Origin of the sequence: Bradyrhizobium sp. RD5-C2, assembly GCF_019972155.1 — a bacterium.
In the GTDB taxonomy this organism is placed as follows: Bacteria; Pseudomonadota; Alphaproteobacteria; order Rhizobiales; family Xanthobacteraceae; genus Bradyrhizobium.
On the sequence record NZ_BOVL01000014.1, the window covers coordinates 29,778 to 50,474 of the forward strand.

General features: G+C 65.5%; 16 protein-coding genes. 11 read left to right on the plus strand and 5 right to left on the minus strand.

Going from position 1 to position 20,697, the window contains the following annotated elements; all coding sequences use genetic code 11:
* Window positions 1-17: 17 nt before the first annotated feature.
* A complete protein-coding gene (locus tag BraRD5C2_RS18170) occupies window positions 18-479 on the minus strand; it encodes an acyl-CoA thioesterase (protein ID WP_223970153.1) in 462 nt (153 codons plus the stop codon).
* 162 nt (window positions 480-641) lie between these two features.
* Between BraRD5C2_RS18170 and BraRD5C2_RS18175 the strand changes: the two genes are divergently transcribed.
* Together BraRD5C2_RS18175 and BraRD5C2_RS18180 are read left to right on the plus strand one after the other, a co-directional pair.
* On the plus strand, window positions 642-1,670 hold the full coding sequence (locus BraRD5C2_RS18175) for an NAD(P)/FAD-dependent oxidoreductase (protein ID WP_223970154.1): 1,029 nt from the start codon (window positions 642-644) through the stop codon (window positions 1,668-1,670).
* Between the two features lie 127 nt (window positions 1,671-1,797).
* Entirely contained in the window at window positions 1,798-2,373 is a 576-nt protein-coding gene (locus tag BraRD5C2_RS18180; RefSeq protein WP_223970155.1) for a DUF2147 domain-containing protein, read from the plus strand.
* A 63-nt stretch (window positions 2,374-2,436) separates the two neighbouring features.
* Here the strand turns inward: BraRD5C2_RS18180 and BraRD5C2_RS18185 are convergent, their stop codons facing one another.
* Together BraRD5C2_RS18185 and BraRD5C2_RS18190 are read right to left on the minus strand one after the other, a co-directional pair.
* The gene (locus tag BraRD5C2_RS18185; RefSeq protein ID WP_374708019.1) at window positions 2,437-4,383 is read right to left on the minus strand and encodes an SGNH/GDSL hydrolase family protein; all 1,947 of its coding nucleotides are present in this window, start codon (window positions 4,381-4,383) and stop codon (window positions 2,437-2,439) included.
* 115 nt (window positions 4,384-4,498) lie between these two features.
* Entirely contained in the window at window positions 4,499-5,575 is a 1,077-nt protein-coding gene (locus BraRD5C2_RS18190) for a lysylphosphatidylglycerol synthase transmembrane domain-containing protein (RefSeq protein ID WP_092115450.1), read from the minus strand.
* Between the two features lie 618 nt (window positions 5,576-6,193).
* Here BraRD5C2_RS18190 and BraRD5C2_RS18195 point away from each other — a divergent pair.
* From BraRD5C2_RS18195 to BraRD5C2_RS18205, 3 genes are all read left to right on the plus strand, one after another.
* The gene (locus BraRD5C2_RS18195; RefSeq protein WP_223970156.1) at window positions 6,194-7,612 is read left to right on the plus strand and encodes an MFS transporter; all 1,419 of its coding nucleotides are present in this window, start codon (window positions 6,194-6,196) and stop codon (window positions 7,610-7,612) included.
* A gap of 78 nt (window positions 7,613-7,690) precedes the next feature.
* A complete protein-coding gene (locus BraRD5C2_RS18200; RefSeq protein ID WP_223970157.1) occupies window positions 7,691-9,685 on the plus strand; it encodes a S9 family peptidase in 1,995 nt (664 codons plus the stop codon).
* 147 nt (window positions 9,686-9,832) lie between these two features.
* Window positions 9,833-12,235 (plus strand): EAL domain-containing protein, encoded by a 2,403-nt coding sequence (locus tag BraRD5C2_RS18205; RefSeq protein WP_223970158.1) that lies wholly within the window; start codon window positions 9,833-9,835, stop codon window positions 12,233-12,235.
* Here the strand turns inward: BraRD5C2_RS18205 and BraRD5C2_RS18210 are convergent.
* Window positions 12,232-12,666, minus strand: coding sequence for a hypothetical protein (locus BraRD5C2_RS18210; RefSeq protein ID WP_223970159.1), 435 nt, complete (start codon window positions 12,664-12,666; stop codon window positions 12,232-12,234). The genes BraRD5C2_RS18205 and BraRD5C2_RS18210 overlap by 4 nt on opposite strands.
* A 44-nt stretch (window positions 12,667-12,710) precedes the next feature.
* On the opposite strand from BraRD5C2_RS18210, the gene BraRD5C2_RS18215 reads away from it, so the two are divergent.
* From BraRD5C2_RS18215 to BraRD5C2_RS18225, 3 genes are all read left to right on the plus strand, one after another.
* Entirely contained in the window at window positions 12,711-13,364 is a 654-nt protein-coding gene (locus BraRD5C2_RS18215) for a hypothetical protein (RefSeq protein ID WP_374708020.1), read from the plus strand.
* 72 nt (window positions 13,365-13,436) lie between these two features.
* On the plus strand, window positions 13,437-14,030 hold the full coding sequence (locus BraRD5C2_RS18220) for a YdcF family protein (protein ID WP_223970161.1): 594 nt from the start codon (window positions 13,437-13,439) through the stop codon (window positions 14,028-14,030).
* A gap of 87 nt (window positions 14,031-14,117) precedes the next feature.
* On the plus strand, window positions 14,118-14,474 hold the full coding sequence (locus BraRD5C2_RS18225) for a hypothetical protein (protein WP_223970163.1): 357 nt from the start codon (window positions 14,118-14,120) through the stop codon (window positions 14,472-14,474).
* A 277-nt stretch (window positions 14,475-14,751) separates the two neighbouring features.
* Here the strand turns inward: BraRD5C2_RS18225 and BraRD5C2_RS18230 are convergent, their stop codons facing one another.
* Entirely contained in the window at window positions 14,752-16,095 is a 1,344-nt protein-coding gene (locus tag BraRD5C2_RS18230; protein ID WP_223970165.1) for an aminotransferase-like domain-containing protein, read from the minus strand.
* A 181-nt stretch (window positions 16,096-16,276) separates the two neighbouring features.
* Here BraRD5C2_RS18230 and BraRD5C2_RS18235 point away from each other — a divergent pair, with 181 nt between their 5' ends.
* The 3 genes from BraRD5C2_RS18235 (at window position 16,277) to BraRD5C2_RS18245 (ending at window position 20,694) form a co-directional block, all read left to right on the plus strand.
* Complete coding sequence (locus BraRD5C2_RS18235) at window positions 16,277-16,513, plus strand: DUF1127 domain-containing protein (protein WP_223970166.1); 237 nt, start codon at window positions 16,277-16,279, stop codon at window positions 16,511-16,513.
* Between the two features lie 253 nt (window positions 16,514-16,766).
* Complete coding sequence (locus BraRD5C2_RS18240) at window positions 16,767-19,310, plus strand: EAL domain-containing protein (protein ID WP_223970167.1); 2,544 nt, start codon at window positions 16,767-16,769, stop codon at window positions 19,308-19,310.
* A 292-nt stretch (window positions 19,311-19,602) separates the two neighbouring features.
* Window positions 19,603-20,694 (plus strand): helix-turn-helix domain-containing protein, encoded by a 1,092-nt coding sequence (locus BraRD5C2_RS18245; RefSeq protein WP_223970168.1) that lies wholly within the window; start codon window positions 19,603-19,605, stop codon window positions 20,692-20,694.
* The last annotated feature ends 3 nt before the right edge of the window (window positions 20,695-20,697 follow it).

Consider the following 20,697-nt stretch of genomic DNA (forward strand, 5'->3'; position numbering starts at 1 on the left):
AAAACGCTCTGTCGTCTCTATTCGCCGTCCGGGTTCACACCGCGACGGACCCAGCGGCGGAAGTTCTCCTTGACCTCCGCCGGCAGCGGCGTCGGTCTGCGCGTGGTCTCATCGATCATCACGGTTACCGCCTTCGCCGACGCCACGCATCTCCCTTCCGAAAATACCACCTGATCGAAAGTGGTCGACGTCCGTCCGAACTTGACGAGACCGAGCCCGAGCTCGATCTGGCCCGGCCAGTGCAGCTCGGCGCGGAAATGGATGTCGAGCCGTACCATGATCCAGCCAAGCCCGGCCGGCATCAGCCCCATGCTGAGGTCCTTCACCAGCGTGACACGGCCGGTTTCAAAATAGCTCGCATAGACGGCATTGTTGACGTGCCCGTTCGGGTCGAGATCGGCAAAGCGCACATTGTCGGACAGGCGATAGGGAAAGTCTTCCAGGCGCAGCGCCTCGTCGGCGCGGACAGGGGCATTCACGAGGGGGATCTCCATCGGTTTCCCGCCCATACAGCCGAGTTACGCAGGCTCGGCAAGGGGTTGCCGCGCCAGCCACTGTCCCTATTATGCATGTCCCGATCCGGCCCATTTGGCTGGGCAGGCGAGAGCCGTCCAGTCGATCTCAACTGAAAAGAAGCGGACATGAGCGAAGCGATCAAGACCGATGTGCTGATTATTGGCGCGGGCCCCTGCGGTCTGTTTGCCGTGTTCGAACTGGGCCTGCTCGACATGAAGGTGCATCTGGTCGACATCCTCGACAAGATCGGCGGGCAGTGCGCCGAGCTCTATCCCGAGAAGCCGATCTACGACATTCCCGGCATTCCCTTTGTCACCGGCCAGGGCCTGACCGAGCAGCTGCTGGAGCAGATCAAGCCGTTCGGCCCGACCTTCCATCTCAACGAGATGGTGGAGAGCATCGAGAAGATCGGCGATCCGCTGTTCCGCGTGAAGACCGATGCCGGCAAGGAGTTCGAGGTCAAGGTCGTCGTGATCTCCGCGGGCGGCGGTTCGTTCCAGCCGAAGCGTCCGCCGGTGCCGGGCATCGAGGCCTATGAAGGCACGTCGGTGTTCTATGCCGTGCGCAAGATGGAGCAATTCCGCGACAAGAACATCCTGATCGTCGGCGGCGGCGACTCTGCGCTCGACTGGACGCTCAATCTGCATCCGATCGCCAAGCGCATCACGCTGCTGCATCGGCGCGACGATTTCCGCGCAGCGCCGCACAGCGTCGAGCAGATGCGCTCGCTGGTTGCCGACGGCAAGATGGATCTGAAGATCGGCCAGGTCACCGGGCTCGAAGGCGCCAACGGTCAACTCTCGGGCGCCGCGCTGAAAGCCAACGACAATGCGATGTCGACGATCGCCTGCGATACCATGCTGCCGTTCTTCGGGCTCACCATGAAGCTCGGTCCGGTCGCGAACTGGGGCGTGGCGCTGGAGAACAATCTGGTGCCGGTCGACACCGCAGCGTTCGAGACCAACGTTTCAGGCATCTTCGCGATCGGCGACATCAACACCTATCCGGGCAAGCTGAAGCTCATTCTCTCCGGCTTCCATGAGGGCGCGCTGATGGCGCAGAAGGCGCATCGCTACGTGTATCCGGACAAGCGCCTGGTGTTCCAGTACACAACCTCGTCATCAAGTTTGCAGAAGAAGCTTGGAGTGAACTGATTCCACTTCAGCAGCGACCAATGCCAGGGGCATGGGCCATTGCCCGTGCGGCGCGGGTACTGGAACACTCCGCGAAATGGCCGTAGTCTGCTCGTAGTCGGGTTTGTCGATTGATCAGGTGATGATGATGCGGAACACGCTATCCAGACTTCGGCTGATCCTGGCGATCGCCTCGGCCTTTGCGCTAGCTGCTCCGCTTGCAGCTTCCGCGGCCGAGCTATCGGCGGCCGGACTCTGGCAGAAGATCGAAGACGGCAAGCCCGAGGGCTGGTTCCTGGTGATCGAGCGCAACGGCCTGTTCGAGGGCATGATCGCAAAGATGTTCTCGGCGCCCGGCGATCCGCCCAACCCGGTCTGCTCGAAATGCACCGACGATCGCAAGGACATGCCGTGGCTTGGCATTCCCCTGATCCGCGACATGAAGCGCAACGGGCTCGCCTATGAAGGCGGCAACGTGCTCGATCCGCGCAACGGCAAGATCTACAAGGCCAAGATGACACTGAGCGCCGATGGACAGACGCTGACCATGCGCGGCTATCTCGGCATCTCGCTGTTCGGCAAGGACGAGGTCTGGACCCGGCTGCCGGACACGGCGATGGCGCAGCTCGATCCTACAATCGTCGCCAAATATCTGCCGGCGCAAGCCGCGGCAATGAAGCCGCCGCCGCCGCCGGCGCCTCTGCCCGCGACGAAGCGGCACTAGGACCCTCATTGGGATCAGGTTCGTTCGCGGCCGCACGCGCGCGGTCTCGCGAGCGTGCAGCGTTCAGCGTTGCTCCGGTGCGGTCGGCAACGGCGCGACCGGTTCGGAGATCACCTCAGGCACCGTGGTGTTCAAGCGCAGCACGGTGGCGGCTGCGGGGACCGCGGCATCGGCCATCGCCGCATGACCTTCGGCGCTTGGATGCACCGCGCCGCCATACACCGCCGACAGGATGCCCCATGTCGCATCGTGGATGTCGGTTGGCTGCATCGAGGACGGCAGCCCCTGCGGGTAGGTCATCGCCGCGAAATAGCTGTCATTGGCGTCGCGGATCCAGCGCGCACGCGGCAGGTAGGCGCGGTATTCGCCGGCGCTGCGGCCGCATTTGAGCGGCTGGCTGGCTGCGGCGACGATGTCCGAGACGAAGCTGTCGCCGTTGGCGGCGAAGCAGTCGCGGTCGAACTCCGGATCGGTCGACGCGCGTGCGCAGAAGCCGTGGCTTGCAAACGCATCCTGATGCGCATCGACGAAGGTCATGCGGTCGGCCTGCGGATTGCGGCAGATGATGCCGGACTGGCACTGCGCGATCGCCTTGAGCTGCGGCAGGAACTCGTTTTGCACGAAGCCCGAGACCGCGGCGAGCCGCTTGGGATCGGCGTTGAACGAGGGATGGATCTCGAAGCCGGCGCGGCCGCCGGGGCAGGGCGCGCCGCCATTGGCCAGCGCCGGATTGGCGTAGGCCGTGTAGACCACGTGCGAGAGGTCGCCGCCGACCAACGGCTTCAGCGCATCGCGCAGCTTGGCGAAATCGGCCGGCAGGTCGCGCGCCAAGGCTGAGCGGGCATCGTCGACGCTGGCCATCGAGCCGCCCTGGCTGAACAGTGCGCGTTCGGTCGGTGTGTCGACGATCACGTTGGCGACGAGGCCGGAGAAGTAGATGTCGTTGGCGCCGACCGACAGCAGCACGAGATCGAGCGTGCGGTCGGGCTGCCGGCGCTTGGCGGCTGCGAGCGCCGTGCGCAGCTCCGCGATCTGGCCGTTGACGGTGCCCGAGCAGGTGTTGGCGGTTTTCGTCGGCAGACATTCCCGCGCCTGCTGCGAGCCGAGCAGGCCGTCGGCGATGGTGGCGCCAGTGCAGGCCAGCGGCAGATAGGTCACCGCGATGTGCGGATATTGCACGGCGAGCGCAAGCGCGGTGCGGGTCTGGTAGCTGTACAGCGAACGGTGACAGGCCGAGTTGAGCCACAGCGCGCTCTGGCGCTGCCAGTTGGTCAGGGTGTCCGGCGCTTCGCAGGCGCGGCCGCCTTTGAAGCCGGCGCGGCTCGGCCGGTAATATTGCGCGCCGCCGAGATAGGAGCGGAAGCAGAACCCCTCGTCGGAGAGGGCGATGGCGCGATCGGGATTGCCTTCGCCGGATGCGATGCTGTCGCCGAGGCCGGCGATCAGCAAATCGCGCACCGCGATCTGGGTCGTCACGCGCTGGTTGGCATCCGAGCCGCTGGCGACGTCGACGGTCGCGACCGTGGTACGGCCGTAGCGGACCCGCAGATTGACCGGCTCGGCGCAATCGAATATCGAGGATTGCGGCCCGTCGCCGTCGTCGAACGACCAGGCGCAGGTCGCGCCGACCGGAACCGGGCCCGTGAGCCGCACCACGATCGGGTGGTCGATCGGCGTCAGATAGCTTTCCTTGACGTTGTCGCGGGTGCAGAGCTCGCTGACGCGGCCCTGCAGGTCGATGCAGAGCCGGTTGACCGTGTTGCGCGCCCAGCCGCGGCCGTCGCTCTGCAGCTCCAGCGCCTGTTCCGAGGCCAGCACGCTGCGGCCGAGCCCGCTTTCGACATGCAAGCGGAAGTCGCGTTCCTCGCGGAACAGCCGGAAGCGGTTGCGGACCTCCCATGAGATCGAGAGCTGGCTATCCTGCGCGTCCGCGGCTGAAGCCAATACCGCCGCGAGCGCGCTGCCGAGCAGCACGCTGCAGACCGTTGCACGAAACGAAAATCGAACCAAAGAGCCAATCATGGCGCGGTTTGACGCGAGTGGTACGGCGAAAATAAGAGAAGCGGCTGCAGAGACCAAAATCCGGGACCGAGACACCGGGGCGAGGGACCGATAACGTTCGCTGTTACCGTCTCAGCCGCCTGATCTGCTGCTGCCGGCTTTCGATCGGTTGCCGCACGGTCGCCGAAGCCGTGCAGGCTTGGCTGAGTCTTTTTCGTTCTTGCCACGGCCGCACCACGTTGAGCCACAGCTCGCGCATGCCCATGATCGAGATCGAGATCCCGAACGGGATCAGGAAATAGAGGATACGGAACACGACCAGCGTCGCCAGCAATTGCTCCTTGCTGAACTCCGGCAGCGCCACCAGCATCGCAGCGTCGAACACGCCGATCGAGCCGGGGGCGTGGCTCGCAAAGCCGAGCAGCGTCGCCAGGATGAACACCACCGCCAGCGAGACGAAGTCGATATGCGGCTCAGTCGGCATCAGAAGATACATCGCAAGCGCGCAGAAGCCGAGATCGACCACGCCGATGATGATCTGCAGCAGCGTCAGCTTGGCCGAAGGCAGCACCACCTTCCAGCCGTTCTGGCCGAGCTCGCGGCGCTTCTCGCCGGTCAGGAGCCAGACGAAATAGGCGCCGATGCCGGCAAGGCAGCCGAGCGCGATCAGCCGGTTCATCGCCGGCGGCAGCAGGTCCATCGCCGATGCCGCCGCGGGGTGCCAGGCCATGCCGAAGCCGAGCACGAACAGATTGCCGAGCCAGAACGTCAGGCCCGAGAGAAAGCAGATCTTGGCGACGTCGATCGCGGAGAGGCCGTAATCGGAATAAATCCGGAATCGGATCGCGCCGCCGGTAAAGACGGTGGCGCCGATATTGTGGCCGATCGTGTAGCTGGTGAAGCTCGACAGCGCTGCGATGCGGTAAGGGACGTGGGTCTTGCCGATCGTGCGCAGCGCGAAGAAGTCATAGAAGGTCAGGGTGCAGAACGCGCCGACCACGCAGAGCGCCGCGAGCGCGATCCGGTGCGGCGCGATGTCAGTCAGCGCGGTGAGGATGATACCGGTGTCGACGCCCTTCAGGGTGTGGACCAGCGTCGTGACCGCGAACACGATGATGAGCACGCTCGCAGCGATCCCGAGCCGTTTCCAGCCGATCTTTTCCTTGAAGCCACGCCCAAGCGTGGTCAGCAGCCGAAGCATTCATCCTCCCGGCAGGGACAATTTCAGTGGGACCCGGTCACGAACAGCGACGGGTGACGGGCAAACGCACCGTACGCGATGACCCATAAGGCAAAACCGATGCGTTGTGCAGCCCTTGACAATCCAACCTTCGGCTCCCGTCCAGCGCTGTTGTCATACTGGCTACATATGTTCTCGCTCTGCGGAATGTGAGTCGCTGCCATGTCGTGGTCCGTGACGAGACCACTGCATGTTCCACCGTCCCTCAGCCGTTCCAGGCGATTTCGTCGGTATTTTTGCCAATTTTGCCGCTGTCGCAGCGGCGCTGCGGAGCCGTCGGAGCGGAGCGAATAGACGATATGCATCAGCGTGGGGGAGGTCCGGGCCGGCTGCGGCGTTTACCAAAGTGTGAAGTCGCTGTGCGCAACTGCGTGATCGGGCTGTGGGCCGCGGTTCGGGCCGCAATGAGGCGCCCGCGGGGCGGTCCGTAGGTCTATTGAGGCAAAACGCCGCGCAACATCGCCGCGGCTATATGGCCCCGGCCGGCCTGACGATACCATACTTCGATACGCAGCGAAGGATCATTGAGAAACGAAGACCTATCTCTCGCATTGGTTGCCGAGAAGCGAGGTCAAGACCATGCAACAGACATCCCTGAACCTCCGGCGCGTGCCGGACCAGCGCGCGGCGTCGCATCAGTCGCCGACCGGGCTTGCGGCGACGTTGACGCTCGCCGCGATGAGTCTCGGCTACGGCGTCGTGCAGCTCGACGTCACCATCGTCAACACGGCGCTCAACGCCATCGGCGGTTCGCTCGGCGGCGGCGTCGCCGAGCTGCAATGGGTGGTCAGCGCCTACACCATCGCGTTCGCCGCCTTCATCCTGACCGCGGGCGCGCTCGGCGACCGGATCGGCGCCAAGCGCATTTTCATGGCCGGCTTTGCCATCTTCACCGCGGCGTCGGTTGGCTGCGCCGTCGCGCCTGATGCCGTGACGCTGATCGCCGCGCGCTGCGTGCAGGGGCTGGCCGCGGCCATCCTGGTGCCGAACTCGCTCGCGCTGCTCCGCCACGCCTATACGGACGAGAAGGCGCGGGGACGCGCGGTCGGCATCTGGGCCGCAGGCGCGAGCCTTGCGCTGACCGCAGGCCCGTTCGTCGGCGGCGCGCTGATCACGCTGGTCGGCTGGCGCGCGATCTTCCTGGTCAATCTGCCGATCGGTCTGGCCGGGCTGTGGCTTGCCTGGCGCTTTGCCGGCGAAACCACGCGCCGTCACCAGCACCGGCTCGATCTGCCGGGACAAATTGCGGCGATCGCCGCGCTCGGCACGCTGGCCGGCGCGCTCATCGAGGGCGGCGCGCTCGGCTGGGACAGTCCGTTCGTGGTCGCAGGCTTCGCGCTGGCGGCCGTCTGCTCTGCGCTGTTCGTCTGGCGTGAGGCGCGCGCCGCGCAGCCGATGCTGCCACTCTCGCTGTTCAGCCACAGGATGTTTGCTCTGACCTCGCTGGTCGGCCTGCTGGTGAACGTTGCGTTCTACGGGCTGATCTTCCTGCTCAGCCTCTACTTCCAGCAGGTCAACGGGCTGTCGGCATTCGCCACCGGCCTCGCATTCGTGCCGATGCTCGGCGCCGTGCTGCCCGCCAATTTGATCGCGCCGCATGTCGCGGAGCGGATCGGCGCGCCGCGGACGATCGCGCTCGGCGCCGCGCTCTCGGCCGCCGGATGCCTGGCGATGCTGTTCATCGGTCCCGCTACCAGCTATCTCGCGATCTGCCTGCAACTGCTGGCGATCAGCGGCGGCCTCGGCCTGCTGGTGCCGCCCCTGACATCGGCGCTGCTCGGCAGTGCCGAGCCGCAGCACGCCGGGATCGCGGCCGGGGTGCTGAACGCCACCCGGCAGACCGGCAGCGTGCTCGGTGTCGCTCTGTTCGGCTCGATGGTCGGCCGGTCCGCGGCCTTCATCGCCGGCCTGCATGCGGCACTCGTGATCTCCGCCGGCGTGCTGCTTGCCGCCGCCGCGCTGATCTGGATCGGTGCATCATCACAACCGCGGCAATGAGCGAGGCCGTCGTTGCGCGGTCACGGCGCGGCATCTAACCTTGCGGCGTCGGGGACTGTCGCCGAGGGGGCTGACCAGATGCCTGCGCCGATCGACCGTCGTGTGCTGCTGCGCCGCGCCGCCTCGCTGCCGTTTGCCAACCTGATAGCTCCGGCGCGCGGAGAGGCGTCCGCTCTGATCGCGCGCAGGGTGTTCTTCGACAATCCCGATTACATCAATGTCCGCCTCAGCCCGGACGGGACGCAGCTGTCCTATGTCGCGCCGCTCGACGGTGTGAACAATCTCTGGGTCGCCCCGCTGTCCGATCCCAAGGCGGCGCGGCCGGTGACCCGCGTCACCGATCGCAACATCTCGGCCGGCTATCGCTGGGCGCATACCAACCGCCATGTGGTGTTCTTCCGCGAGCGCGACGGCGACGAGAACTGGCGTGCCGCCAGCGTCGACATCACCGACGGCAAGATTGTGCCGTTGACGCCGGAAACCGGGGTCAAAGCCTTCCTGCAGGAGTCCGATCGCAGATTCCCCGAGGAGATGCTGCTGCGGCACAACCAGCGCGACAAGCGCTACTTCGACATGTACCGCGTCAACATCGTGACCGGCGCGAGCGCGCTCGTCTACGAGAACCACGACTATATCGCGCTGATCACCGACAGCACATTCCAGTTGCGGCTGGCGTCGCGCCTGATCGCAGACGGCTCCGCCGAGGTGTTCGAGCGCGGTCCGGACGGCAGCTGGGCGCCGTTCATGACGGTGCCGATCGCCGAGACCGATACGACCCAGCTGCTGGATTTCAACGAGGACGGCAAGACGCTGTACCTGATCGATTCACGCGGCCGCGACAAGGCGGCGTTGTTCGCCCTCGACATGGCGACGCGCCAGACCACGCTGCTTGCCGCCGATGACGATGCCGACATCGTGCGGGCGATGTTCGACGAGAATCGCCGGCCATTGGCGGCGCTGGCGATCACGGACCGGATGCGCTGGCACGCCGTCGATCAGAGCGTCGCCAACGACCTCGCCGATCTCAGCCGCTATGGCGCGGGCGACATCAATTTTGTCAGCAACAGCGACGATCGTCGGCTCGGCACGGTCCATTTCGAGCGCGACACCGAGAGCGGTGAATTCGCGCTGCTCGACCGCAAGACGCGCGAGGTGCGCAAGCTCTTCACCCAGCGCCACACGCTCGACGGCCTTGCGCTGCGCAAGCTCGAGCCGGTCGTGATCCCCTCGCGCGATGGTCTGCGCCTCAACGGCTACCTGACTCGGCCGGTCGAAGCCGCGGCCGGGGCGGTGCCGCTGGTGCTGGTGATCCATGGCGGGCCGTATTACCGCGACACCTGGGGGTTCAGCCCGGTCCATCAATGGCTCGCCAATCGGGGCTATGCGGTGCTTGCCGTCAACTACCGGGGCTCGACCGGCTTCGGCAAAGCCTTCATCACGGCCGCCGACCACGAATGGGGCGGCAAGATGCATGACGACCTGATCGACGCGGTCGATTGGGCGGTCGCGCAAGGCATCGCCGATCCGAAGCGCGTCGGCTTCTTCGGCGGCAGCTATGGCGGCTATTCGGCGCTGGTCGCCGCAACCAAGACGCCCGATGTCTTCGCCTGCATCGTCGATCTGTTCGGCATCTCCAATCTCGTCACCTTCATGGCGACGATCCCGCCCTATTGGGGCCCGTGGATCAGCGTCTGGAAAAATCGGCTCGGCGATCCCGGCACCGAGACCGGTCGCGCGTTCCTGGTCGAACGTTCGCCGCTGACCCACATCGAGCGTGCCGTGAAGCCGATCCTGATCGCGCAGGGCATGCGTGACGTGAGGGTCGTGGCGGCCGAGTCCGAACAGATGGTCAATGCGCTCAGGCAGCGCGGCGTCCCCGTGACCTACATCACATTTGCAGACGAGGGGCACGGTTTCGTGCGGCCGGAAAATCGGCTTGCCTTCTATGGCGTCACCGAAGCGTTCCTCGCCAAACATCTCGGCGGCAATTGCCAGCCGATCGGAAACGATTTCACCGGCTCATCGCTCAAGGTCGAGACGGGGGCTGAACTGGTGCCCGGGCTGCGCGGTTAGGGCCAATTACATCGGCGGATTGCGGTTTTCGCAGGTCGTCTCGCGTGCATTCAAGGCTTCTTCACCATGCGTGGAGCCTTGTTGCGGTGCGGTTACCGTTCGTACACGAATGCGCCTGTTTTTATGGGTCCATAAATGGGGCCTATAATGTATCGCGTTTTTACCTGTCTCACCCTGGAACATGACTGGCGGTTGGTCGTCCTCGGTGGTGTGATCTGTCTGCTCGCCAGCGCCGTCGCGATCAGCCTGTTTCACCGGGCTCGCGCGGCAGAGGGCCGGGCCCGCGAGATCTGGATCGGTCTCGATGCGGCGGTTGGCGGTTGCGGCATCTGGGCCACCCATTTCGTCGCCATGCTCGCGTACGACCCCGGCATCGAGGCCGGATACAACATTCCGATCACGCTGCTGTCGCTGGTGCTCGCGGTTGCGATCCTGGCCGTCGGCCTGGCGGTCGCAACGCTCAACGAACGCTGGCAGACGGTTGCGGCCGGTGGCGCGATCGTCGGCGTCGGTGTCGCGGCGATGCATTACACCGGCATGCTGGGGCTGGAGTTGCCCGCGCGCATTATCTGGTCGCCGGGCATCGTCATCGCATCGATCGTATTCGGAAGCCTGTTCGGCGCGATTGCGCTGGTCGTCGCCACGCGCGGCGAACGCCTTGGCACCACGGCGGCTGCGATCGGTCTTCTGACCGTTGCGATCGTCTCGCATCATTTCACCGGGATGGGTGCGGTGACGCTGGTGCCGGATCCGACCATCGCTCCCGACGGACTTGCGGTCTCGCCGCGCGTGCTCTCCTTCATGACCGCGGTTGCGGCCTTCGCGATCCTCGGCCTCTCGCTGATCGCCTCCATCCTCGATCGTCGCGCCAAGACCGAGCTTCACAAGCAGAAACTGGTGCTGGATACCGCGCTCGAGAACATGTCGCAGGGACTGTGCATGTTCGATGCCGACGGCCGCATCATGCTGTTCAACGAGCGCTACAGCGAGATCATGGGGCGCAATCGCGTGCCGCTGCAGGGACGCCTGTTGATCGACGTGTTGCAGGACCTGCATTCGATCGGTGAGTGGGACGGTGATCCCGAGGAATTCTGCAACGCGCTCGTCGCCGAGGCAAAGGCCGGCCATGGCGCGACGCGGGTCGTCAGCCGCAACGAGCGCGCGATTCGTGTCGTCGATCAGCCGATGAAGGGTGGCGGCTGGGTCGCGACCTTCGAAGACATCACCGAATGGCAGCAGGCCCAGGAACAGATTTCACACATGGCGCGGCATGACGCGCTGACCAACCTGCCGAACCGGACGCTGTTCCGCGAGCAGCTCGAGAAGGCCTCAAGACTGGCCAAGCGCTCCGACCAGCTCGCGGTGCTCTGCCTCGATCTCGATCACTTCAAGGAGATCAACGACACGCTCGGACATCCGATCGGCGACGCGCTGCTGCGCGAGGTTGCGCGGCGGCTGGGCGAATGCGTGACCGAGCACGACACCGTGGCGCGGCTCGGCGGCGACGAATTCGCCATCGTGCAGTTCTGTAGCAACTGCGAGCCGTCGGTGGTGTCGTCGCTGGCAAGCGCGGTGGTCGAGCGGATCGCCGCACCCTATGAGATCGGGGGCCATCAGCTCGTGATCGGCGTCAGCATCGGCATCTCGCTCGCGCCCGAGGACGGCAAGGATCCCGACGAACTGCTGCAAAAGGCTGATCTCGCGCTCTACCGCGCCAAAGCCGACGGTCGCGGCACCTATCGGTTCTTCGAGACCGGGATGGATGCGCGGGCACAGGCGCGCCGTCTGCTCGAGCGCGACCTGCGGCTTGCGCTGCAGCGCGACGAGTTCGAGGTCTATTATCAGCCGATCCGTGATGTCGTGGGCGACCGGGTCGTCGCCTTCGAGGCGCTGGCGCGTTGGAATCATTCGCTGCGTGGCCTGATCGCGCCGAACAATTTCATTCCGGTCGCCGAGGAAACCGGGCTGATCGTTCCGCTGGGCGAGATCGTGCTGCGCAAGGCCTGCGCGGAGGCCGTGAGATGGCCTGCGGACATCGCGGTCGCCGTCAACCTGTCTCCGGTGCAGTTCAAGAATCCGAACCTGGTGTCGTCGGTGAAGGCGGCGCTGGAGGCGTCGGGCCTGTCGGCGGACCGGCTCGAGCTCGAGATCACCGAATCGGTGCTGCTGCAGAACAGCGAGGCGACGCTCGCGGTTCTGCACGAGCTGCGTGGTTTCGGCGTCCGGATCTCGCTGGACGATTTCGGCACCGGCTATTCCTCCCTGAGCTATCTGCGCAGCTTCCCGTTCGACAAGATCAAGATCGACCGTTCCTTCGTGACGGACCTTGCGACGCGCGAGGACTCGATGGCGATCGTGCGCGCCGTCACCGGTCTCGGCAAAAGCCTCGGCATCGTCACCACCGCCGAGGGAGTCGAGACCGATACCCAGTTCGACCTGCTGCGTCAGGAAGGCTGCACGCAGGCGCAGGGCTACCTGTTCAGCCCGCCCCGGCCGGCGGCTGACGTCGCCAAGATGTTGCGCCGGGCGCCGGAACGATCGGTCGCCTAGCTCCTGCGCTGGGCAAAATAGGCGCCGCAAAACGCCATCACCGCGCCGAGGCACAGGGCGGCGAGACCGGCGAGCACGGCGGAAATGGTCGAGACCGTGCTCGGCGCCGCCGCGGCCTGGCCGGCGCCGGCCAGCATCAGCACGCCGACGACGATCAGGAACTGCCGCATCCGCTGCGGGATCTGGCCGGCCGCCGCACTGTGCATCAGATTGGCGGTGAAGTAGCCGCCCGAAAACCCGACGCTCGCGATCAGCCACCAGGCGATCGCCGCGCCTGCCGGCATGAACTCGTGGGTATCGGAGCGCCACAGGCCGCCGAGATCGAGCCCGTAGCGCGCGCCCAGCATGTGCACGGCAAGCGCCAGCAGCACGCCGGATATCATCGCGCCGCCGAGGATGAGGTAACGCGGAAAATAGGTCGTCTCGGGCATGGCTCGCTTGTAGGATAGGCGTGACATCCCATGCAAGCGTGCGGATGTGTCTGAACAGGTGGAACGGCGGATTGCCAACAACGTTGCAGGACCGGTCGGAGGCAGGCGAGGGCACAGCGGTGCGCTACGCCTACAAGGCCTCATTGGTCGGCTCGGCGCACCAGTTCGAGCTGACCGGGGCCGGGCTGTCGTGGCGGATCGCCGGCAGGTCGGGCGTGTGGGATTACAAAGACATCTCCGTCGTCAAACTGTCCTACCGTCCGGTCTCGATGCAGCAGCAGCGGTTTCGCGCCGATATCGACAACGCCAAAGGCGGGCGGATCGCGATCCTGTCGACCACCTGGCAGACCGCGACGCTGGTCGCGCCGCAAGGACATCTCTACCGCGACTTCATTGTCGAGCTGCATCGCCGGATGCAGACGGCGGGCAGCACGGCGAGGCTGGTCGGAGGCCTCGGGCCGAAGACATACACCGCCGCGCTGGTGCTATTGGCGTGTCTTGCGGTGGCAATGACCGGGTTGCTGGTGATGGCGCTGCTGGCTGCGAACTGGATGGGCGCGCTGTTCCTGGTCGGCTTTGCCGCGCTGTTCACCTGGCAGGTCGGCGGCTTCGTCACCCGCAACCGCCCGCGGCGCTACAGCTTCGATCAGTTGCCCGATGCGCTCTTGCCGAAGGCTGATCGCAATCAAGCGCAATGAAATGTGACTTCGTGCGGTCGTCCGTGCGCGGCATCGTCGGCGCATGGTGTGGCCGGCGGAGCGAGCATCGGGATGGACGATCGAAGTTTGCGGATGCCGTCACGCGCGGAGATCGCCGCGATCAATGCCCGGCACCTGATCGAGACGCCGCTCAAGCCCGCCGATCTGCTGTTCGTGTTCGGCACACGCGGCGATGTTGCCGGTCGGGTCGACGCGGCGGTCCGGCTCTGGCGCGACGGCTTTGCGCGCTGGTCGATCGTGAGCGGTGGCGTGACGCCGGGCGACGACCGCTCGGAATGCGAGATCATCAAGGCTGCGATGGTGGCGGGCGGCGTGCCCGCCGAGCGGATCCTCGAGGAGCATCGCGCGCAGAACACCGGCGAGAACGTGATCTTCTCGCTGCCGGTGATCGACGCGGCGCTGGGGCTCGCCAATATCAGGAGCGTGATCTGCCTCGGCAACAGCTGGACCGCGCGGCGCTATCCGATGACGCTGCACCGGCACTGGCCGGAGGTCGACAAGATGCTGGTGACGGTAGATCATTTTGCGGTGCCGCGTACGCATTGGCACACCATTCCCGAGTTTCGCCGCCGGGTCCTCAGCGAATGGGACAAGATCGAGCCGTACAAGGCGAGGGGGTTCATCGCGGAATGGCCGGTTGCCTGAAGGCACCGCTCGCGAGCGGACTGTAAGCAGGCTGTAAGCAACGCGCTGTAAACTCGGCGCCTGATCTGCTTTTGGCTGGAGTGTCAGATGACAATCCGGACTCCATTCTTGGCTCTATGCCTCGTGCTCCCGAGCATCGCCCCGGCTCTTTCCAAGGGCAGTGTAGGCAACAAACATGATCCGCTTGACCACAATCACGTCGACAACCTGCCCCTCGATGTGCGGCAGTACGTTGCCGGAATTTGCAAGGGCACGCCTGTCGCACAGCACGACTTCGCGACCTACTCGCCGCAAGAAAAGCGCTGGCGGATCAACCTCGAATATCTGCAGTGCGGCGTGATCGGGGAATATCGCAGAGGCAACCAATGCCTGGATGTCGACTTCGTCGCCGAGGGCGGGCATTTTCGTCTCGCCAGAAAGACCTATGCGGCCTGTGGCTTTTGAAGCCTAGCGCTCCGACCACCACGAATAGGCCGCTGCAACAGCTGTGATCGCGAGCGCGACCAGTATCCAGTTCTGAACTGTTGCGCCGCTTACGAGCCAATCGCCCATCAGAGCCCCCTTGCGCGACGCTACCTTCCGCCGCTGACCGGGGACTTACGGGGCGCTGACGACGTATCGGGCCGAGGTCGTGCTCGACAAGAATTGCGGAGGTGAGAGTGTTCACCGGACTGCTATTGTGGACGGAAGAAGGCCGCTGCCTCGCAGTGTAGATGCGACGTCATTCCGTCGAATCAAAATCCTCCTCCGTCGCGCTCAGCATTCCCGCCAGGGTCCGCAGGCCGAGGTCGAGTTGCTCCATCGGCGGCGCGGCAAGCGCGAGCCGCACCGCATTGGGCGCGTGCCCCGGCGTGGCGGCGAAGGTCGTCGACGGCGTCAGCGCGATGTCGCGCCGCGCCGCGGCCGCGACCAGGGTCTGCGAGCGCCAGTGCGGCGGCAAGGTCAGCCACAGATGATAGGATTTCGGGTTGGTCTGGATCTCGAAATCGGCCAGATGCTTGGCCGCGATCTGCTGCCGGCGGCCGGCGTCGATCCGCTTCAGCCGTGACAGTTCGGCGGCGGTGCCGTCGGCCATCAGCCGCTGCCCCGCGGCGAAGGCGTAGCCCGATGCGGTCCAGCCGCCCGAGCGCACCGCGGCCATGATGTTCTCGCGCAGCCGCGGCGGTGGGACGATGAAGCCGAGCGCGAGACCGGGTGCGACCTTCTTCGACAAACTGTCGAGCACGATGCAGCTGTCCGGCGCAAGCGCGGCCAGCGGCACCTCATCGTCGAGGAATCCGTAGACGCCATCCTCGATGACGACGAGGCCGAGCTTCTCCACCACGCGCAACAGCTCGGCGCGGCGCTCGGCCGGCATCGTGATGCTGAGCGGGTTCTGGATCGTGGGCTGGATGTAGAGCGCGGACAGATGCGCCTCGCGGTGCGCCTTCTGCACTGCGTCAGGGCGCACGCCGTGCTCGTCCATCGCGAGCGGCACCAGCGCGATGCCGAGCCGTGCTGCAATGCCTTTGACGAACGGATAGGTCAGCGCCTCGACGCCGCAGCGTCCGCCCGGCGGGACGACCGCGGCGAGCGCAGAGGCGATGCATTGCCGGCCATTGGCGGTGAACACGATCTGGTCGGGATTCGGCGCCCAGCTCTTGCGCGTCAGGAATTCCGCGGAAATGGTTCGCGCCGCCCGCGTGCCGAAACTGGTCGCGGGCCGCAGCGCGCCTTCGAGCACCTCGGGCCGCTCCAGCCCTTCGAGGCTCTTGGCGATCATCGTCGCCTGATGCGGCAGCAGCGGATAGTTGAATTCGAGGTCGATGCGGGCGCCGCGCGGTTCGGGCGGAGCGGCGATGCCGCGACGCGCTTCGCCGGACACGAAGGTGCCGCGGCCGACTTCACCGACCACCAGCCCGCGCCGCAACAGCTCGGTGTAGACCCGGCTCGCAGTCGAGACCGCGATGTTGCGGTCATAGGCGAAATGGCGTTGCGGCGGCAGGCGGTCGCCCGCCTTCAGCGCGCCGCTGGCGATCTCGGCGGCCACCGCATCCGCCAGTTTCAGATATTCGAACCGCGACATTATTGCACCGAGAGCAATGTTTTACTTGCTCCGAGTAATGTACCGGATCATTTAAGAGGGAACAAGCCCATGATTGCACCGAAGATCGCGCAAGCGATCCGAGGTTATGACGGCGCAGGTGTCGAAACGACATTTGCGTCAACGGCATAGCTTTGCCATTTGGGCACCGAAGGAGATGACAATGACGATGATATCCTCAGCCGCCGCATCGCCCGTGCGGTCCAGTATGATGGGCGGATTGCTCCGATTGCTCCGATCGTGGGGCGATGCACTCGCGACCTATTGGGTGCGCCGCGAGGCGATCAAGACGCTGCGGCAGCTCGATGACCGGACGCTGCGCGATATCGGAATCTCGCGCTGCCAGATCGAGCCCGCCGTCACCGGCGATTTCGATATGGAGCTGGTGCGGATCCGCTGAGCAGCGGCGTGGTGCGACGGCTTCGCGTGATCGGAGCGGTCGCATCGCAGACGGCCGCGATGGTCCAGTGTTCGAGCGCGGCGAAGGACTGTTCAGATTGGGCCGCGCCCCGGACACCAGGCCGGTTGCAGAATTCACCGAAACTACACCAAAGATGCGGAAGAGCCCCGGTATGTGATCGGCGTCGCTGCAAGGTTGTGACGCTCCATGCTAACGTATTGGTTGCGTACGCTAGCGTTGTAGTTGGGGACCGATGGCCGCTCGCAAATTGTCGCAAGGGCAGGCCCCGACCCGGGAAGCGCGCCGCCGCTGGCACGAGGAGCGGTCGCTGCGGTGCGCCATCAGATTGGCCCGCATGGGCTACTGGGAATCGCAGAGCGCCGCCGCGACCGATCTCTGGATATCGCCCGAGCTTGCTGCCTTCTACGAATTCGAGACGGTCGACGGCTACATCCCCATCGCCACGGTGCGCGCGCGCTACTTGCCCGAGAGCCGCAAGGTTCTGGAGGCGCATTACGCGGCGTGCTGGGCGGAGGGGCAGCCCTATGCGGTGCGGACGAGGCTGCGCAGTTCCGATGGCAGCGTGCTCGACTGCGTGGTGCAGGGCGAGCCGGAATTCGACGCGCGCGGTCAGGTCCGGCGCGTGTCCGGCATCGTCCGCGACGTCACGGAAGAGACGTCCGCGCTGCGGCGCCTGACGGAGAGCGAGCAACGGCTGGCCGATTTTGTCTCGACCGCCTCGGACTGGTGCTGGGAGAGCGACGCCGCCCACCGGCTGCTGCCCTATCCCAAATCGCTGGCCGGCAACGCGGCCTTCCAGACGGTGGCGTCCGGCGGCAAGGCGCGCTGGGAACTGGCTTACGCGCCCGAGGACGGCGAGGCCATGGCGCGGCACCGGGCCGACATGGAGGCCCATCGCCCTTTTCGCGACTTCATCTATACGCTGATCGGCCAGGACGGCTCGCGCGTCGGTATCTGCACCAGCGGCAAGCCGATCTACGCCGATGATGGCAGCTTTCTCGGCTATCGCGGCACGTCCAGCGACATCACCCAGCTCAGGGCGGCCAAGGCATTGCTCGACCAGCGTACGCGGGCGCTGGAGGAAGCCCACCGGCTCGGCAAGATCGGCACCTGGGGCTACCGCCTGGACACCGGCCGCACGACCTGGGCGCCCGAGCTCTACCAGCTGCTCGGCTTCGACCCCGACACGTTCGAGCCGACCGATGAGAGCATGGGCCCCTATTTCCTGGACGGCGACGCCGACCGCTTCAAGGACCTGCAGCGGAGGGTCGTCCGCACCCGAAGGACCGAGGCCACCGACCTGCGCATCCTGCACGCGGACGGCACAGCCCGCGATCTGGCCGTCATCTGCAAGGCGGAGGTCGCCCACGACAAGGTCATCGGCATCATCGGCACCGTGCAGGACGTGACCGAGCGCAAGGAGGCCGAACGCCAGCTCGAGCAGCTCGCCTATACCGACCCTTTGACCGGCCTCGCCAATCGTGCGCTGTTCACGCGCCAGCTCGCAGCATCGATCGAGGGCTGCACCCGGCAAGACCGACGCGCCGCGCTGCTGCTCATCGATCTCGATCGCTTCAAGGAGGTCAATGATTCCCTCGGCCATGCCGCCGGCGACAAATTGCTGATCCAGGTGGCGGCTGCGCTGCGGCAGGAGTTGGGGCCGCGCGCCTTCATCGCCCGGCTCGGCGGTGACGAATTCGCGGTGCTGGCGGAGGGATGCGGCACGTCCGACACAGCGCTCACCAGGCTTGCTGATCGGCTCATCGGCAAGCTGTCGGTCCCGGTCGATCTCGCCGAGGGCGAGGCCTTCGTCGGCGCCACCATCGGCATCGCCCGCCTGCCGGAGCATGGGGCGACGGCGGAGACCGCCGTGCGCAATGCGGACCTCGCGCTCTATATGGCCAAGGAGGCCGGGCGCGGCCGCGCGCAACTGTTCGAGCCGGTCTATGCCCAGGCCGTCGATCAAAGGCTCGATCTCGGCCGGCATCTGCGCCACGCGGTTGAGGCCGGCACCCTCGAGGCCCATTACCAGCCGCAGGTGGACCTGAGGACCGGCCGCGTCACCAGCTTCGAGGCGCTGCTGCGCTGGACCCATCCCGAGCGCGGACCAATCTCGCCGGCCGAGTTCATCCCGATCGCCGAAAGCACCGGGCTCATCGTCGATCTCGGCCTGTGGGTGCTGCGCGAGGCCTGCCGGCAGGGCCGCGCCTGGCTCGATGCCGGGTTGCCGCCGCGCTCCGTCTCGGTCAACGTCTCGCCGGCGCAGATATGGAACGTGGATTTCGATGCGGCGGTCTCGGCGGTGTTGGCTGAGACCGGCTTTCCGGCGAAGCTGCTCTGCCTGGAGCTGACCGAAAGCCTGTTCGTCGATCATACCGAGCAGCGGATCAGCCGCACGCTGACGGCGCTCTCCGGTCTCGGGGTCCGGCTGGCGCTGGACGATTTCGGTTCGGGCTATTCCTCGCTCGGCTATCTGACGCGCCTGCCGTTCCACTGGTTGAAAGTTGACCGCGCCTTCGTCGATGGCATTTCCACCGCGCCGGAGAAGCGCAAGCTGCTCGGCGGCATCATCGCGCTGTCGCACGGGCTCGGCATGACCGTCGTGGCGGAGGGCGCCGAACTGGCGGCCGAACTGGACGTGCTCGGCGGGCTCGATTGCGACCTGGTGCAGGGCTTCGTGTTTTCCCCGCCCGTCGCCGCCGACAAGGCGCCGCTGGTGGCCGCCGGCATCGAGCGCGAGGCGTGCCGGATCGAGCCAAAACGGAATCGCCTCTAGGCGAAGGCCGCTTTGGCAGCATTCTTTTGCCCGTGGCTTTGCCTCGATGGCGGCCGCTGACCGATTAGCTAGGCCATGTACTCACAACTCGGAATTTGGATGAGGGGCGACGTCCGCTCTCACCCTGACAGCGGCGAGAAGGCGGATCTCGCCGGAGGTTCGAGAAGGGCCAAGAGGCGCCATGGCAACCGGACGGTGATGAGCACATCGATGCAACGATCAGGCTTTCGCAGTGTCTTGAGGCCTTGCATCCGGTTATTGTTCAAGTCCGATAGGCTTTGAAGGTTCGCCAATGCTGCTCGAAACGGGGCTCCGAGGCGCCGCACTGGCGCTGCTCGGCTTACTTGCGATCATTGGTCTTCCTGGCACGCTTCGATCGTCGATCGGTCGCGCCACACTGCTATTCGACCTGTGCGTCATCGCGTTCCTCATCGAAACAGCTCCCGGAATACACGAAGAGCTCGTCTGGTGGATCATTCCACTGCGGATTCTCAGCAACTCGATCGCAGGCATCTTCGTTGTGTGGGCCGAGACAGTGTTCGGTGATGCATCCGCGGCGACGCGATGGCGGTGGGCGGTCTTCGTTGTCGTTTTGCCGCTCGCAGCCGTGGCAACCTTATCCGGCTCGAGCCTGGCGTGGAATGCGACGCATGCTGTGACGCTGATCGTGGTCGTCATCGAAACCGCCCGGGTCCTTGCAGGACGTAAAGCAGACCTGGTTGAGGGGCGACGGCGCTTTCGGATTATTTTCGCCTGTGCTGTGGGTCTGGTCATTCTGGCAACAACGGTGCTCGACGCAGCCGGTGTCCGCTGGCTCCCTGGGCTTTCGGCCGTGCTGGGCTTGGCCATAGTCGCCGCCATGACACGTCTGCGTGCTGTCTTGCCTGAGCCAACGCTTGAACCGGCGCCGGCTGCGCGAGCGGGCCTTACGATCCCCATCGCGGCAACGGAAATGAACGCTGAGGAGCGCCAACTGGCGGAGCGGCTGCGACGGGCGATGGAGCAAGACCGTGCCTACCGCGACCCGGACCTCTCGGTGGATCGACTGGCCGAGCAGTTGGGAGTGCCTGAATATCGTCTCCGGCGAACGATCAACCAGCGCCTCGGCTATCGGAACTTCACTGATTTCGTCAACGAGCACAGGTTGAGAGAGGCGCGGGAGGCGTTGTCTGACCCCTCGCAATCGCGCGTCCCGGTCCTCACCATCGCCCTCGATGCCGGTTGGGGATCGATCGGCCCGTTTAATCGCGCCTTCAAGGGTCAAACCGGGCAGACCCCCACTGAGTTTCGCCGTCGCGCGCTGGCCGATTTCGCAATCGGCCATGTTTTGCCAGTATCAGCCAGGTCCGACGCGACTTCTGGCAAGACCCCGACCTCGGCTTAAGGC

What these genes read in the sequence shown, in the direction of transcription:
- BraRD5C2_RS18180 (WP_223970155.1), top strand. Translation starts at nt 1,798, where the DNA reads ATGCGGAACACGCTATCCAGACTTCGGCTGATCCTGGCGATCGCCTCG.
- BraRD5C2_RS18200 (WP_223970157.1), top strand. Translation starts at nt 7,691, where the DNA reads ATGCCTGCGCCGATCGACCGTCGTGTGCTGCTGCGCCGCGCCGCCTCG.
- BraRD5C2_RS18175 (WP_223970154.1), top strand. Translation starts at nt 642, where the DNA reads ATGAGCGAAGCGATCAAGACCGATGTGCTGATTATTGGCGCGGGCCCC.
- BraRD5C2_RS18215 (WP_374708020.1), top strand. Translation starts at nt 12,711, where the DNA reads ATGTGTCTGAACAGGTGGAACGGCGGATTGCCAACAACGTTGCAGGAC.
- BraRD5C2_RS18195 (WP_223970156.1), top strand. Translation starts at nt 6,194, where the DNA reads ATGCAACAGACATCCCTGAACCTCCGGCGCGTGCCGGACCAGCGCGCG.
- BraRD5C2_RS18245 (WP_223970168.1), top strand. Translation starts at nt 19,603, where the DNA reads ATGCTGCTCGAAACGGGGCTCCGAGGCGCCGCACTGGCGCTGCTCGGC.
- BraRD5C2_RS18230 (WP_223970165.1), bottom strand. Translation starts at nt 16,095, where the DNA reads ATGTCGCGGTTCGAATATCTGAAACTGGCGGATGCGGTGGCCGCCGAG.
- BraRD5C2_RS18225 (WP_223970163.1), top strand. Translation starts at nt 14,118, where the DNA reads ATGACAATCCGGACTCCATTCTTGGCTCTATGCCTCGTGCTCCCGAGC.
- BraRD5C2_RS18190 (WP_092115450.1), bottom strand. Translation starts at nt 5,575, where the DNA reads ATGCTTCGGCTGCTGACCACGCTTGGGCGTGGCTTCAAGGAAAAGATC.
- BraRD5C2_RS18205 (WP_223970158.1), top strand. Translation starts at nt 9,833, where the DNA reads ATGTATCGCGTTTTTACCTGTCTCACCCTGGAACATGACTGGCGGTTG.
- BraRD5C2_RS18235 (WP_223970166.1), top strand. Translation starts at nt 16,277, where the DNA reads ATGACGATGATATCCTCAGCCGCCGCATCGCCCGTGCGGTCCAGTATG.
- BraRD5C2_RS18220 (WP_223970161.1), top strand. Translation starts at nt 13,437, where the DNA reads ATGGACGATCGAAGTTTGCGGATGCCGTCACGCGCGGAGATCGCCGCG.
- BraRD5C2_RS18210 (WP_223970159.1), bottom strand. Translation starts at nt 12,666, where the DNA reads ATGCCCGAGACGACCTATTTTCCGCGTTACCTCATCCTCGGCGGCGCG.
- BraRD5C2_RS18240 (WP_223970167.1), top strand. Translation starts at nt 16,767, where the DNA reads ATGGCCGCTCGCAAATTGTCGCAAGGGCAGGCCCCGACCCGGGAAGCG.